Origin of the sequence: Micromonospora sp. NPDC049900 (assembly GCF_044461025.1) — a bacterium.
Lineage (GTDB): Bacteria > Actinomycetota > Actinomycetes > Mycobacteriales > Micromonosporaceae > Micromonospora.
In genome coordinates, this window is sequence record NZ_JBITKM010000010.1 from 20,817 (window position 1) to 34,956 (window position 14,140).

Consider the following 14,140-nt stretch of genomic DNA (forward strand, 5'->3'; position numbering starts at 1 on the left):
CGTCACCCGGGCCTCTCGCGCTGTCCTCGCAGAGGTACCCCCCGGCGGGAGCGGCCGGCCTTCGGGGAGACCCATCGCCGCCCGCTCCACACTATCGACGCGCGGTCAGCCTACGGCGCATAGGCGTGGCGGGTCCACGTCGGGTTCGCAACCCGCCGGCCACAGCCGCGCCGGTGCGGATCATCGACGCCTCCAGACGGTGCCGAACGGCACCGGCAAGCCGGGCGTGTCACGCGCGTCGTCGCCCGCAACGTGTGAAGAAGGGTCCCTTCCTATGCACGAGGCGTTAGCAAGGGACCCTTCCTTACGAGCGGTCAGCGACGACGTCGGGACTTCTTCGAGGCGCGCTGGGGAACGATCACCCGTTCGCGCACGACTTCGACCACAGTGGTCGGTGGTGCGATGACGTCCTCGCCGCAGCGGCGCAGCACCGGCTGCCCGCCGCCGAGCCGGTGTACCGCCTCGGCGTGCTCGGCGATCTCGTCGGCGGCCGAGGCGCCCTTGAGCGCGATCAGACGTCCGCCGGGCGCGGCCAACGGCAGGCACCAGCCGGCGAGCCGGTCCAGTGGTGCGACCGCGCGGGCGGTGACCACATCACTGGGCGGCAGCTCCGGTTCGGCGACTGCCTCCTCGGCCCGACCCCGGAACACGCGCACCGAGGCGGTCAGACCCAGCGACTCCACCGCCTCGTCGAGGAAGACGGTCCGTCGGGCCAGCGGCTCGACGAGCGTCACCGTGAGGTCGGGACGGGCGATGGCGAGCACCAGACCGGGCAACCCGGCCCCGGATCCGACGTCGACCACCGTCGCGCCCTGCGGGATCAGCTCGCCGACCACAGCGCAGTTCAGCAGATGACGGTCCCAGATCCTGGGCGTCTCGCGAGGTCCGATCAGACCGCGTACCACGCCGTCGGTGGCCAGCAGTTCGGCGTAGGCGGCGGCGAGGTCGAGCCGGTCACCGAACAGGTGCCGGGCCGCCTCGGCCAGTTCGGGCGGCAGCACCGCCATCGAGGGGGCGGGACCGTCGGCTGCGGCCGTCGCCGTGGACGGGTCCGGCCCGGGCGGCGTACCACCCGGGCCGGACGGGGCAACACCCCTGGCGTCGTCTGCGGTCACCCGTCAGCCCGCGGGCCGGACGACGATGCGACGGCTGGGCTCGACGCCCTCGGACTCGCTCTCCACACCGTCGATCGCGTTCACCACGTCGTGGACGCACTTGCGCTCGAAGGCCGACATCGGCTCCAGGCGTACCGCCTCGCCGTGCTCCTTGACCTTCTCGACCGCGTTACGGGCCACCGCGGCGAGCTCCTTGCGCCGGTTGGCCCGGTAACCGCCGACGTCGAGCAGCAGTCGGCTCGGCGATCCGGTCTGCCGGAAGACGGCGAGCCGGGCCAGTTCCTGGAGCGCCTCCAGGGTGGCGCCGCGCTGGCCGACCAGGTTCTGCAGCCGACCGCCGACGACCTCCACCACCGGACGACCGCCCGACACCAGCTCGTCGATGTCGCCGTCGTAGTCGAGGATGTCGAGCAGCCCCTCGACGTAGTCGGCTGCGATCTCGCTCTGTCGGAAGAGGTCGCCCTCACCGGCGGTCTTGCTCGGCGCCTTCTCGGCCTCGGTCTCCTCCGGCTCGCCGTCGACCGGAGCCGCCGCCGTCGGCTCCTCGTCGTCCAGGGGCTGGTCGGCGCGGGGGATGCTGGTGTCGGTCACGGTGTCATCTCCGTACTCACTCGGCCGGACCTCGGGTCCGCTGGTTCCCCGCGGCCGGCGGGACGTCGCCGGTGCCCACGGGCACGTCTGTAGGGGCGGTGTCGCCCGTTCGCCACGTCGCACGCGGCGCTTCCGCACTCCGGCGCCGGCCTCTCGGCGGCAGCACGTCGCGCGACGGGCCGCCGTCGGTCTCCCGACGGCGGCCCGGACGATTCAGCCCTGCCGTTTGGCGGGGCGACCCTTCTTCGGGTTGGCCGGCTTGGCGCCCGGCTTCGGGCCGGCGACCTTCGGCGCGGCCGGTGCGGGCGGCGCCTCGGCCGGCTTGCTGCGACCGAACAGGCCACGGTTCTTGGCCGGCTGCGCGCCGTTGCGCGCGGCGGCGCTGGTGGCCGGCTTGCTAGTGGCGGTCACCGGCGGCGGGAACTTCCGCAGCACCCACTGCTGCTGACCGAGGGTGAAGAGGTTGTTGGTGACCCAGTAGATGATCACACCGATCGGGAAGATGGCGCCGGAGATGAGCAGCGACAGCGGGATGCCGTAGAGCATCAGGCGCTGGATCATCCGCTGCTGCGGGTCCTCGGCCCAGCCGGTCTTGAGGATCATCTGGCGGCTGGTGAGGTAGGTGGTGCCCATCATCACCAGCACCAGGACACCGGCCATGATCTTCACGACGGTGCCGTTGGCGCCGAGCTGCGCCAGCTCGGCGGCGGTGGAGCCGAACTTGCTGGCGATCGGCGCGGTGAAGAGCGTCGCGTCCGAGGCGCTGTTGAACTGGTCGACCGTCCAGCCGTAGATGTCCTTGTTGTTCTTCGCCGGGTCCGGGTTGAGGCGGCGCAGGACGTGGAACAGGCCGAGGAAGACCGGGATCTGGAGGAACATCGGAAGGCAGCCCATCAACGGGTTGGCCTTTTCCTTCCGATAGAGCTCCATCATCTCTTTCTGGAGCGTCTCCCGGTCACCCTTGTGCTTCTCCTGCAGCGCCTTCACCTGCGGCTGGAGCGCCTGCATGGCCCGCTGCGACTTGATCTGCTTGACGAAGACCGGGAACAGGATCACCCGGACGGTGACCACCAGGAAGACGATGGCGAGAATCCAGGCCCAGTTCGTGCCGAGGACCGTGGCGTCGGGAATCCCGATGGCCTCCCAGGCCGAATGCCAGGCCAGCAGGATCCACGAGATCGCGTAGTAGATCCAGTCGAGACTCAATTCTCGGCTCCAGTCACGTCGGCAGGTCGGCGGCTGCCCGGCTCCGGTACCGGGTCGTATCCACCAGGATGGAATGGGTGGCAGCGCGACAGTCGCCGGACCGTCAGACCGGCTCCCCGCAGCGCGCCGTGCCGGGCAATCGCCTCCAGGGCGTACGCACTGCACGACGGGTAGAACCGACAGCGGGCCGGCAACGCCGGACTTATCCACCGACGGTACGCGATGACGGGCAGGGTCAGCACTCGGGCACCGGTGGTAGCCGGGCGCGGCGACGTGGGCTTCGAGGTCACCGTGGCCGCCGTCCCCGGCCGGCCCGGGCGGCGGCGAGCGCCGCGTCCAGGTCCGCGCCGAGCCGTTGGTACGTCACGTCGGCGGCGGCCGGCAACGCGCGTACGACGAGGGTGCTCCCGGCCGGCAGGGTGGCGAGCCGTTCCCGGGTCAGATGCCGCAACCGGCGACGGACTCGGTTACGGACCACCGCGGGACCGACGGCCTTGGAAACCACGAAGCCGGCGCGGGATACGGGTGCGGAGTCTTGCTCCGCACCGCCCCGCGCCGGCTCCGGCGCTACGTCTGCGGCCCCGGGTGTGACCGGCAGGGTCAGGTGCACGACGAGCGTGCCCCGCCCGGCTCGTCGGCCACCGCGAACCGCTGCGGCGAAGTCGATGCTGCGCCGCAGTCGTTGCGCGGCCGCCAGCACGACTGCCGTCCCGGAGCGGACTGTCGGCCTCAGGCCGACAGGCGGGTGCGGCCCTTGGCGCGACGGGTCGAAAGGATGGCGCGGCCGGCCCGGGTGCGCATGCGCAGCCGGAAGCCGTGGGTCTTCGCGCGCCGGCGGTTGTTCGGCTGGTAGGTGCGCTTGCTCACGTCAGGCTCTCCGTTGTCGGACGCCCGGACACATGGATCGTCCGGGTCGTGGTGGTCCAGGCCGCCGCTGCGGTGGCCCCGATCGGCGCTGCCCGAGTGGCTTGTCACCCCGGTGTGACGGGGCGCGACCGTGGGCAGCAAGCACCCATCACCCTAGCAGAGGGCGTGAGAGCAGCCCCTCCACCCTAGGTCGGGGTGCAATCACCGTCAAACCGGCGCACTCGGGCCGTCACCTGCGACGACAAGCGCCCGAAAGCGGGCGATTTCGCTGATGCCGACAACGTGCCAGGCGCGTCGACGGTTGATGATGCGGCGACATCGCTGTTACCGTGCCCGATTGCGGTCAGCGTCTCCAGTTCCGGGATGTCGCCGCCAGGCAAGACCGGACACGGTAGTGAATCGTTCGGCACGGTGAACCCGCTTCAGCGCCCGGCCACGGCAGGGGGCAGGTCCGACCCGCGCCCGGCGGGCGGCCACAATCGGTCGGTACACAGGCTGTGGATAACTTGTGGAGGACGACCGGTGCGGCGTCCGGGTGGGTGCGACGTCACACCGCTCGGTACCAGGCATCCGGACAGCCGGGGGACGGCGGCGTCCGGGGGAGCAGAGGCGAGGGGGTGGCACGACGGTGGCCGGTACGACCGACCTTGCCGCGGTGTGGACGGCGACGACGGACGAGCTCGCCGACGAGATCATCTCCGCGCAGCAGCGGGCGTACCTGCGGTTGACCCGGCTGCGGGCCATCGTCGAGGACACCGCGCTGCTCTCGGTGCCGGACGCGTTCACCCGGGACGTGATCGAGTCCCGACTGCGTCCGGCCATCACCGAGGCGCTCACCCGCCGACTGGGTCGGCCGATCCAGGTCGCGGTCACCGTCCGGGTACCCGAGGACGGGCACCCCACCGGCACCGTCTACCGCAGTTCCCCGGAGCCCGGCGTCGGTGGGCAGGACGGCCCGGTCGACTTCGACGCTCGCGGGTCGGACGGCGGCGGAGCCGGTGACCCCGGTCGCCAACAACTCCCGCTGATCCCGGAACAGCCGCAGCCGGGCCGGTTCGACCGGCCCGTGGCGGAGGTGTCACCGGCCGACGGCGGTGGACGGACCGGTCCCCCGTTGGTCGACGGCCAGGAGACCCTCTTCGGCCACGCCTTCGGTGAGCCGTCCCGACCGCACGACCGGCCGACCGAGGTGCCCCGGCGGCCCGCCGACCGACTCGGCTTCACCGAGCAGACCGGCCGCCTGGACCCGCCGCCGAACGGCCCGCGCGGCTTCCCCGGACGGTACGGCGAGGACCACGGTGTCTCGCCCCGCGACCAGCACGTGATCCGGGCGATGCCGAACGACGGCGGCACCGACAGCGGGCCCGGTCGGGGCAGCGCCGACCACCGCCCGGTCGGACGTGACGACCGCCGTCTGCCGACCGGCGCGGACAGTGGCGGCAACCGGCTCAACCCGAAGTACATGTTCGAGACGTTCGTCATCGGTTCCTCGAACCGGTTCGCGCACGCGGCGAGTGTGGCGGTGGCCGAGTCGCCCGCGAAGGCGTACAACCCGCTGTTCATCTACGGCAGTTCGGGGTTGGGCAAGACCCACCTGCTGCACGCCATCGGGCACTACGCCACCACGTTGGGCAACGCCCGCTCGGTCCGGTACGTCTCGACCGAGGAGTTCACCAACGACTTCATCAACTCGCTGCGGGACGACAAGACCAGCGCGTTCCAGCGGCGCTACCGCGACGTCGACATCCTCCTGATCGACGACATCCAGTTCCTGGAGAACCGCGAGCGCACCCAGGAGGAGTTCTTCCACACCTTCAACACGCTGCACAACGCGAACAAGCAGATCGTGATCACCTCCGACCGTTCGCCGAAGCAGTTGGCGACGCTGGAGGACCGGCTGCGGACCCGGTTCGAGTGGGGCCTGCTGGCCGACATCCAGCCGCCGGACCTGGAGACCCGGATCGCGATCCTGCAGAAGAAGGCGGCCCAGGAGCGGCTGTACGCCCCACCGGACGTGCTGGAGTTCATCGCCTCCCGGGTGTCGAACTCGATCCGGGAGTTGGAGGGCGCTCTGATCCGGGTCACCGCCTTCGCCAGCCTGACCCGGTCGAGCGTGGAGCTGTCGCTGGCCGAGGAGGTGCTGCGGGACTTCATCCCGGACGGCGCCGGTCCGGAGATCACCGCCGACCAGATCATGGTGGCCACCGCCGACTATTTCGGCGTCAGCCTGGAGGACCTGCGCGGGCATTCCCGCTCCCGGGTACTGGTCAACGCCCGTCAGGTGGCCATGTACCTGTGCCGGGAGCTGACCGACCTGTCACTGCCCCGCATCGGACAGGCGTTCGGCGGACGGGACCACACCACCGTCATGCACGCCGACCGCAAGATCCGCCAGCAGATGGCCGAGCGGCGTTCGCTCTACAACCAGATCGCCGAGCTGACCAACCGGATCAAGCAGAACACCTGAGGCGTACGCCACCTCACAGCGATACCCACGACCCGGCCGGAGCCTCGGCCGGGTCTCTTTTCGGTCTCGACCCTGGACTCTCGACGAGGTGTAGACCACACCGTCGCAGGCGTGTCCGCTTCGGCCCGCACTCGTTGTCCACAGCTCGTTGTCCACCGGCGGTGGATAACCACGTACCGTCGGCACCCGGTTACCCACAGGCTGTGGAGAAACCCTGGGGACAACGCTGTGGACGCCTGTGGGCGACTGGGGAAAACTCGTCGCTCTGTCCACCGACGACGAACCACCTGTGGACGCCCTGTTGAAGGTTCTGGGGATGACGGGGTCCGAGACGGTCTCGGCTGTCCACAGGACTGGGGAGAAAGTCGGTGGATTACCGGTGGACAACCGGTGGACGACGGTGGACAACGCGGTGCACGACGAGGGCCTGTGGACCACCAGGCAGGTTTTACCCCGGGTTCTCCACAGCGAAACCACACGTGGATAACCGCTCTGAGCTGCGACGACGCGAGTTCTCCACAGTTTGCACAGGTGCGATGAAGACGATGGGTTATCTCTTCTAAAAGAACGAAAACCAATCATCACCGTTGGACTTCCTGTGGATCGGGCCGATGCTGTCGGAGGCATCCGTCAGCATCGACTCGATCGCCAGGGGTCGGGCGCACAGCCGATACCCTCGCGCCCTAAGGTGCGATGGGTACCCGCACGCCAGGTGGGTCGGTGGGCAGCGGCCGGCATGAGAGAGTTGACGACGTCGACGTCGACGCGGAGGCATTGATGAAGTTCCGAGTGGAGCGCGACGCGCTCGCTGAGGCCGTGGCCTGGACCGCGAAGAGCCTGCCCAACCGGCCGTCCGTACCGGTGCTGGCCGGCGTGCTGCTCCGGGTGACCGAGGGCAGCCTGCAGGTGTCCGGCTTCGACTACGAGGTCTCCAGCCAGGTGACCGTGGAGGTGCAGGGCGACGCCGACGGCGCCGCGTTGGTCTCCGGTCGCCTGCTCGCTGAGATCACCAAGGCACTGCCGGCCAAGCCGGTGGACATCGCCGCGGTCGGCGCCCACCTCGAACTGGTCTGCGGTAGCGCCCGGTTCACCCTGCCCACCATGCCGGTGGAGGACTACCCGACGCTGCCGGAGATGCCGGAGAGCGCCGGCACCGTCGACGCCGCCGCCTTCGCCGCCGCGGTCGCCCAGGTGGCGGTCGCCGCCAGCCGGGACGAGACGCTGCCGATGATGACCGGCGTACGCCTCGAACTCTCCGGCGGCACGCTCGCCATGCTCGCCACCGACCGATACCGGCTGGCGCTGCGCGAGATGGAGTGGCACCCGGACGACGCGGACATCAGCATCAACGCGCTGGTGCCGGCGCGGACCCTCAACGACACCGCCAAGACCCTCGGGCCGCTCGGCGGTCACGTCGTCCTCGCCCTGTCCCAGGGCGCGGCCGGTGAGGGCATGATCGGTTTCTCCGGTGGCACCCGCCGGACCACCAGCCGCCTGCTGGACGGCGCGAACTACCCGCCGGTGCGGTCCCTCTTCCCGGCCAACCACAACGCCGACGCCCGGGTGGCCGTCAGCACGCTCATCGAGGTCGTCAAGCGCGTCGCGCTGGTCGCCGAGCGGACCACCCCGGTGCTGCTCAGCTTCAGCGCCGACGGCCTGGTCGTCGAGGCCGGCGGCACCGAGGAGGCCCGGGCCAGCGAGGCCATGGAGGCCACCTTCACCGGCGAGCCGCTCACCATCGGCTTCAACCCGCAGTACCTGATCGACGGGCTGGCCAACCTCGGGTCCCAGTTCGCCGTGTTGCAGTTCGTCGACGCCTTCAAGCCGGCGGTGATTTCCCCTGCTGGTGAGGATGGCGAGCTCATCCCTGGGTACCGGTACCTCATCATGCCGATCCGCGTGTCCCGCTGATCGACAGAGCACACCCGAAACCCACGAAAGGTAAGAACCGATGCAGCTCGGCCTGGTAGGACTCGGCCGGATGGGCGGCAACATGCGCGAGCGGTTGCGTGTTGCCGGTCACGAGGTGGTCGGTCTCGACCACAACTTGGAGCTGAGTGACGTCAGCAGCCTGGCCGAGCTGGCGGAGAAGCTGGACGCACCCCGGGCGGTCTGGGTGATGGTGCCCGCCGCCGTCACCGATGCCACGATCGACGACCTGGCCGGGGTGCTCGGCGAGGGCGACCTCATCATCGACGGCGGGAACTCGCGGTTCAGCGACGACGCGCTGCGCGCCGAGCGGCTCAACGAGCGCGGCATCGGCTATGTCGACGTCGGGGTCTCCGGCGGCGTGTGGGGCCGACAGAACGGCTACGGCCTGATGGTCGGCGGTGCCGACGAGCACGTCGAGCGGCTCAAGCCGATCTTCGAGTCGCTCAAGCCCGAGGGTGAGTTCGGCTTCGTGCACGCCGGCCCGGTCGGCGCCGGCCACTACGCCAAGATGGTGCACAACGGCATCGAGTACGGCCTCATGCACGCCTACGCCGAGGGCTACGAGCTGATGGCCGCCTCGGAGCTGGTCACCGACGTGCCGGGCGTGATCAAGTCCTGGCGCGAGGGCACCGTGGTCCGCTCCTGGCTGCTGGACCTGCTCGACCGGGCGTTGGACGAGGACCCGGAGCTGAACCAGCTCAGCGACTACACCGAGGACACCGGCGAGGGCCGCTGGACGGTCGACGAGGCGGTCCGGCTCGCCGTACCGCTCAACGTGATCACCGCGTCGCTCTACGCCCGGTTCGCGTCCCGGCAGGACGAGTCACCGGCGCTGAAGGCCGTCTCCGCACTGCGCCAGCAGTTCGGCGGGCACGCCGTCCGTAAGCGCTGACCGGCGCCCGGCCCCGTGTACGTCCGCCGGATCGAACTGGTCGACTTCCGCTCCTACGAGCGGGTCGGCGTCGACCTCGAACCGGGGCCGAACGTGCTGATCGGCGCCAACGGCGTCGGTAAGACCAACCTGGTCGAGGCGCTCGGGTACGTGGCGACGCTCGCCTCGCACCGGGTCGCCACCGACGCGCCACTGGTCCGCGCCGGAGCCACCGCCGCGGTGATCCGCTGCGCGGTGGTGCACGAGGGCCGGGAACTGCTGGTCGAGTTGGAGATCGTGCCGGGCAAGGCCAACCGGGCCCGGCTCGGCCGTTCACCGGCCCGCCGCGCCCGTGATGTGCTCGGTGCGCTGCGGCTGGTGCTGTTCGCCCCGGAGGACCTCGAACTCGTCCGGGGCGACCCGGCGGAACGCCGCCGCTACCTCGACGACCTGCTGGTGTCGCGCCAGCCCCGGTACGCGGGGGTCCGCGCCGACTACGAGCGGGTCGTCAAACAGCGCAACGCCCTGCTGCGGACCGCGTACCTGGCGCGCAAGACCGGTGGCTCCCGGGGCGGCGACCTCTCCACCCTGGCCGTCTGGGACACGCACCTGACCCGGCACGGCGCCGAACTGCTCGCCGGTCGACTCGAACTGGTCGCCGCGTTGGCACCGCACGTCGCCAAGGCGTACGACGCGGTGGCGGCCGGACGCGGCGCGGCGGGCATCGCGTACCGGCCGTCGGTGGAGCTCGCCGAGCCGACCACCGACCGGGAGACGCTGGCCGCGATCCTGGCCGCCGCGCTCGCGGAGTCCCGGTCCGCCGAGATCGAGCGGGGCACCACCCTGGTCGGCCCGCACCGGGACGAACTCGCCCTCACCCTCGGCCCGCTGCCCGTCAAGGGGTACGCCAGCCACGGCGAGTCGTGGTCGTTCGCGCTCGCGCTCCGGCTCGCCGGCTACGACCTGCTGCGCGGCGACGGCATCGAACCGGTCCTGGTGCTCGACGACGTCTTCGCCGAGTTGGACTCCGGACGGCGGGAGCGGCTGGCCGACCTGGTCGACGGCGCCAGCCAACTGTTGGTGACCTGTGCGGTCGCCGACGACGTACCGCCGGCCCTGCGCGGTGCCCGCTTCGAGGTGGCCGAGGGGACGGTGCGTCGTGTCGGATGAGCCGGACCGGCCGCACCCCGACGCGGCTCCCACCCGTGCCCGCGGGGCCGACGACGACGGCGTCGCAGCGCCCCGCCGGGCGACCCGGGGTTCGCGCGGCGCGGGCCGGACCACCCCGACCGGCAACGACGAAGCCGGTGCGTCGCCCCCGGCCGGTCCCGGCCGGTCCGCAGGAGCCTCCGCCGAAGGCGGCCCGGCGGCCACGGGCGCGGACGCGGGCACCCCGGCGGACGGCACCTCCGGGCCGCAGCTCGCACGGGCGGTGCTGGACGCCGCCAAGGCCCGCCGGGAGGCCGCCAAGCCGCGCCGACGCGGTGTCACCGGAGCGGGTACGGGCGAGCGACGGCTGCGCGGCTACTCCGGGCCCGGGCCCGATCCGCGCGATCCACAACTGCTCGGCACCGTGCTGGCGCGGCTGGTGAAGGCGCGCGGATGGCAGCAGCCGGCCGCCGAGGCGACCGTCTTCGGCGCGTGGGAGCGGGTGGTCGGGCCGGAGGTGGCCCAGCACAGCCGTCCGGTGAAGCTGGAGAACGGCGAGTTGACCGTGGAGGCCAGGTCCACCGCCTGGGCCACCCAGCTCCGCCTGCTCGCCGGATCGCTGCTGCAACAGATCGCCCGCGAGATCGGCCACAACGTGGTGCGCAAGCTGCACATCCACGGCCCGGCCGCGCCGTCCTGGTCACGCGGCCCACGCCGGGTACGCGGCCGGGGCCCCCGCGACACGTACGGCTGAGGACCCGACCCGTTCCCCGCGTGGCGTACGCCGCACCTGGCGGGTGCGGCGTACGCCGACGGTCAGGTGTGCGCGGCGCGGCGCGGCGCGGCCGACTCGGCGTAGACCGCGAAGCCCCGCTCGGCACAGCGCCGGTAGAACGCCGCCACGACGCTCAACTCGGCACAGGTGTACGTCCACTGCGGCGGCGCGCCGCTCTCGTCCCGCAGCGCGTCCAGCCGACTGTCCAGCCAGCGCAACTGCTGCTCGGCCAGGCGGCCGTCGGCCAGCAGCGACCGCAGCACGGTGCCGACCGACTCGAACGTGACCGCCTCGCCGTGCGGACGGTGCGCGATCACGAAGCGCTCGATGCCGCCCGCGATCCAGGCGCAGCCGTCCGGGTCGATGACCGGGTCCTCGTCCTCCGCCGCCGCGTCTGTGGCGTAGAGCACACCGTCGAGTCCGAGGATCAGGTCGACCACCTCTGTGTACGCGGTGGCCCGGACCGTACCTGTCTTCGCGATCAGCTCGGCGAGCGCGGCGGTCGGCGCCGATATCCCCGGTACGTCGACGATCTCGCCGAAGTCGACGAAGTCGGCCGGCGCGACCGGATCGTAGAACTGGCCGGTCCGCGGCCACTGGACCGCGACGTTGTCCAGCCCCATCTTGGTGTCACCTCTCAACGGGCACGGGTGGGTCAATCGGGTCGATCGTCCGGTTCCGGCCCTGAAAGATCAAGGCCGGCCCGCCAACGCGAACGGACGGCAACGACCATGGTGGGCGATACCGGCCAGTAGCGCCGTCGGGGCCGCCGTCAGGGCCGTGTCGCCGTCACGCGACGGATCCGGCGATCATGCCCTTGCGTGTAGGGGGAGTCGCAGACAGCGCGGTTCGGCCCGCTCCGTAGATCTGAGCCGCCGCGAAGGGGTGCCGAGTGGTGGTTCTGTCGCCCGCGCACAGTAAGATTGGGGTGAGACGAAGACCCGGTGCGGAGCGACGGGTCACGGGCCCGACACGGGCCCGCGATCATTGTCCGACTCGGGTCGAGCCGATCGCGATCCGCGGGCAACCGCGGCGACCGGCGCGTTCGACCCGTACCCCGGATTTGTCCCCGGTGCCGGTCTGCGTGCCGACGTCGCGTCTGTCCGCCGAACCCGCGCCGGGCGTGCCTGACGGCGCGGACGGCGCGAGAAAGTGGCCGAGGGTGGCAGCGCAGGACAATCAGCAGTACGGCGCCGAGTCGATCACCGTCCTCGAAGGTCTGGAGGCGGTCCGTAAGCGGCCCGGTATGTACATCGGGTCCACCGGCGAACGGGGCCTGCACCACCTCGTGTGGGAGGTCGTCGACAACGCGGTGGACGAGGCGCTGGCCGGTCACTGCGACACGATCGACGTGGTGCTGCTCGCCGACGGAGGCGTACGGGTCACCGACAACGGGCGTGGCTTCCCGGTCGACCTGCACCCCAAACTGAAGAAGCCGGGCGTCGAGGTGGCGCTGACCGTGCTGCACGCCGGCGGCAAGTTCGACGGCAAGGCGTACGCCGTCTCCGGCGGCCTGCACGGCGTCGGCGTCTCGGTCGTCAACGCCCTCTCCACCAAGATGGCGGTGGAGATCCACAAGGACGGTTTCGTCTGGCGTCAGCAGTACCACCACTCCAAGCCCACCACCCTGGAGAAGGGCGAGCCGACCGACACCACCGGCTCGGCGGTCTCCTTCTGGCCCGACCCCGACGTCTTCGAGACGGTCGACTTCGACTTCCAGACCATCTACCGCCGCCTCCAGGAGATGGCGTTCCTGACCCGTGGCCTCAAGATCCACCTGCTCGACGAGCGGGTCGCCGAGGGCGAGGAGGGCAAGCTCCGCGAGGTGACCTTCCAGTACGAGGGCGGCATCGCCGACTTCGTCCGGCACCTCAACGCCTCGAAGAGCCCGATGCACAAGACGGTGATCGAGTTCGGTGCCGAGGAAGAGGGCATGTCTCTTGAGATCGCCATGCAGTGGAACGAGTCGTACGGCGAATCGGTCTACACCTTCGCCAACAACATCAACACCCACGAGGGCGGCACCCACGAGGAGGGCTTCCGGGCCGCGCTGACCAGCGTGGTCAACCGCTACGGTGCGGACAAGAAGCTGCTCAAGGGCGACGAGAAGCTCTCCGGCGAGGACATCCGCGAGGGCCTCGCGGCGATCATCTCGGTCAAGCTGACCAACCCGCAGTTCGAGGGTCAGACCAAGACCAAGCTCGGCAACACCCCGGTGAAGAGCTTCGTCCAGCGGGTCTGCAACGACCGGCTGGTCGACTGGCTGGACCGCAACCCGGCCGAAGCGAAGATCATCATCACCAAGGCGTCCCAGGCCGCCCGCGCCCGGATCGCCGCCCAGCAGGCGCGCAAGCTGGCCCGACGCAAGTCGCTGCTGGAGTCCGGCTCGATGCCGGGCAAGCTGGCCGACTGCCAGTCCACCGACCCGCGCGAGTCCGAGGTGTTCATCGTCGAGGGCGACTCGGCGGGCGGCTCGGCCAAGCAGGGCCGGGACCCGCGTACCCAGGCGATCCTGCCGATCCGCGGCAAGATTCTCAACGTGGAGAAGGCCCGGATCGACCGGGTGCTCAAGAACAACGAGGTGCAGGCGCTGATCACCGCGCTGGGCACCGGCATCCACGACGACTTCGACATGGAGAAGCTGCGCTACCACAAGGTGGTGCTGATGGCCGACGCCGACGTCGACGGTCAGCACATCCAGACGCTGCTGCTCACCCTCCTGTTCCGCTTCATGCGGCCACTGGTCGAGCTCGGTCACGTCTACCTCGCCGCCCCGCCGCTCTACAAGATCAAGTGGAACAAGAAGGGCGACGACGCGCAGTACGCGTACTCCGACCGGGAGCGCGACGGGCTGATCGCGCTGCGTCAGCAGAAGAAGCCGAACGCCAAGCCGGACGACATCCAGCGGTTCAAGGGCCTCGGCGAGATGAACTACCCGGAGCTGTGGGAGACCACGATGAACCCGGCGACCCGGACGCTGCGTCAGGTCACCCTGGACGACGCCGCCACCGCCGACGAGCTGTTCAGCGTGCTGATGGGCGAGGACGTCGAGGCCCGCCGCTCGTTCATCCAGCGCAACGCCAAGGACGTCCGCTTCCTGGACATCTGACGGACGCGCCTGCCGGACCGGAGTTCCGGTCCGGCAGGCCGATCCACAGAGTTATCCA

At 70.6% G+C, this 14,140-nt stretch carries 13 protein-coding genes; 6 read left to right on the forward strand and 7 right to left on the reverse strand.

Going from position 1 to position 14,140, the window contains the following annotated elements; genetic code table 11:
- Window positions 1-314 precede the first annotated feature (314 nt).
- The 6 genes from rsmG to rpmH all read right to left on the reverse strand — a co-directional run bounded on the left by rsmG (window position 315) and on the right by rpmH (window position 3,779).
- The gene (rsmG, locus tag ACIBMZ_RS21155; RefSeq protein WP_396696297.1) at window positions 315-1,115 is read right to left on the reverse strand and encodes a 16S rRNA (guanine(527)-N(7))-methyltransferase RsmG; all 801 of its coding nucleotides are present in this window, start codon (window positions 1,113-1,115) and stop codon (window positions 315-317) included.
- 3 nt (window positions 1,116-1,118) lie between these two features.
- The gene (locus ACIBMZ_RS21160) at window positions 1,119-1,706 is read right to left on the reverse strand and encodes a protein jag (RefSeq protein WP_396696299.1); all 588 of its coding nucleotides are present in this window, start codon (window positions 1,704-1,706) and stop codon (window positions 1,119-1,121) included.
- A 213-nt stretch (window positions 1,707-1,919) separates the two neighbouring features.
- Window positions 1,920-2,912: a membrane protein insertase YidC gene (gene yidC / locus ACIBMZ_RS21165; RefSeq protein WP_396696301.1), complete on the reverse strand. Its 993-nt coding sequence runs from the start codon at window positions 2,910-2,912 to the stop codon at window positions 1,920-1,922.
- Complete coding sequence (yidD, locus tag ACIBMZ_RS21170) at window positions 2,909-3,154, reverse strand: membrane protein insertion efficiency factor YidD (RefSeq protein ID WP_217706055.1); 246 nt, start codon at window positions 3,152-3,154, stop codon at window positions 2,909-2,911. Before yidD ends, yidC begins: the two co-directional genes overlap by 4 nt.
- A 44-nt stretch (window positions 3,155-3,198) precedes the next feature.
- Entirely contained in the window at window positions 3,199-3,612 is a 414-nt protein-coding gene (gene rnpA, locus ACIBMZ_RS21175) for a ribonuclease P protein component (RefSeq protein WP_396696304.1), read from the reverse strand.
- A gap of 29 nt (window positions 3,613-3,641) precedes the next feature.
- Window positions 3,642-3,779, reverse strand: coding sequence for a 50S ribosomal protein L34 (gene rpmH, locus ACIBMZ_RS21180; RefSeq protein ID WP_067300964.1), 138 nt, complete (start codon window positions 3,777-3,779; stop codon window positions 3,642-3,644).
- Window positions 3,780-4,407: 628 nt separating this feature from the next.
- On the opposite strand from rpmH, the gene dnaA reads away from it, so the two are divergent.
- The 5 genes from dnaA (at window position 4,408) to ACIBMZ_RS21205 (ending at window position 10,952) form a co-directional block, all read left to right on the forward strand.
- Window positions 4,408-6,246 (forward strand): chromosomal replication initiator protein DnaA, encoded by a 1,839-nt coding sequence (dnaA, locus tag ACIBMZ_RS21185; RefSeq protein ID WP_396696306.1) that lies wholly within the window; start codon window positions 4,408-4,410, stop codon window positions 6,244-6,246.
- A gap of 777 nt (window positions 6,247-7,023) precedes the next feature.
- The gene (gene dnaN, locus ACIBMZ_RS21190; RefSeq protein ID WP_396696308.1) at window positions 7,024-8,157 is read left to right on the forward strand and encodes a DNA polymerase III subunit beta; all 1,134 of its coding nucleotides are present in this window, start codon (window positions 7,024-7,026) and stop codon (window positions 8,155-8,157) included.
- A gap of 40 nt (window positions 8,158-8,197) precedes the next feature.
- Window positions 8,198-9,070 (forward strand): phosphogluconate dehydrogenase (NAD(+)-dependent, decarboxylating), encoded by an 873-nt coding sequence (gene gnd, locus ACIBMZ_RS21195; RefSeq protein ID WP_396696310.1) that lies wholly within the window; start codon window positions 8,198-8,200, stop codon window positions 9,068-9,070.
- Between the two features lie 15 nt (window positions 9,071-9,085).
- Entirely contained in the window at window positions 9,086-10,219 is a 1,134-nt protein-coding gene (gene recF / locus ACIBMZ_RS21200) for a DNA replication/repair protein RecF (RefSeq protein WP_396696313.1), read from the forward strand.
- Entirely contained in the window at window positions 10,209-10,952 is a 744-nt protein-coding gene (locus ACIBMZ_RS21205) for a DciA family protein (protein ID WP_396696315.1), read from the forward strand. The genes recF and ACIBMZ_RS21205 overlap by 11 nt, the downstream gene beginning before the upstream one ends.
- A gap of 62 nt (window positions 10,953-11,014) precedes the next feature.
- Here ACIBMZ_RS21205 and ACIBMZ_RS21210 read toward each other — a convergent pair whose 3' ends face one another.
- Entirely contained in the window at window positions 11,015-11,596 is a 582-nt protein-coding gene (locus ACIBMZ_RS21210) for a hypothetical protein (RefSeq protein WP_396696317.1), read from the reverse strand.
- Between the two features lie 539 nt (window positions 11,597-12,135).
- Here ACIBMZ_RS21210 and gyrB point away from each other — a divergent pair.
- Entirely contained in the window at window positions 12,136-14,082 is a 1,947-nt protein-coding gene (gene gyrB / locus ACIBMZ_RS21215) for a DNA topoisomerase (ATP-hydrolyzing) subunit B (RefSeq protein ID WP_396696319.1), read from the forward strand.
- Window positions 14,083-14,140 lie beyond the last annotated feature (58 nt).

Bases quoted from the DNA above. Each gene is read 5' to 3' on its own strand.
- dnaN (WP_396696308.1), top strand. From the start codon at position 7,024: ATGAAGTTCCGAGTGGAGCGCGACGCGCTCGCTGAGGCCGTGGCCTGG.
- gnd (WP_396696310.1), top strand. From the start codon at position 8,198: ATGCAGCTCGGCCTGGTAGGACTCGGCCGGATGGGCGGCAACATGCGC.
- ACIBMZ_RS21210 (WP_396696317.1), bottom strand. From the start codon at position 11,596: ATGGGGCTGGACAACGTCGCGGTCCAGTGGCCGCGGACCGGCCAGTTC.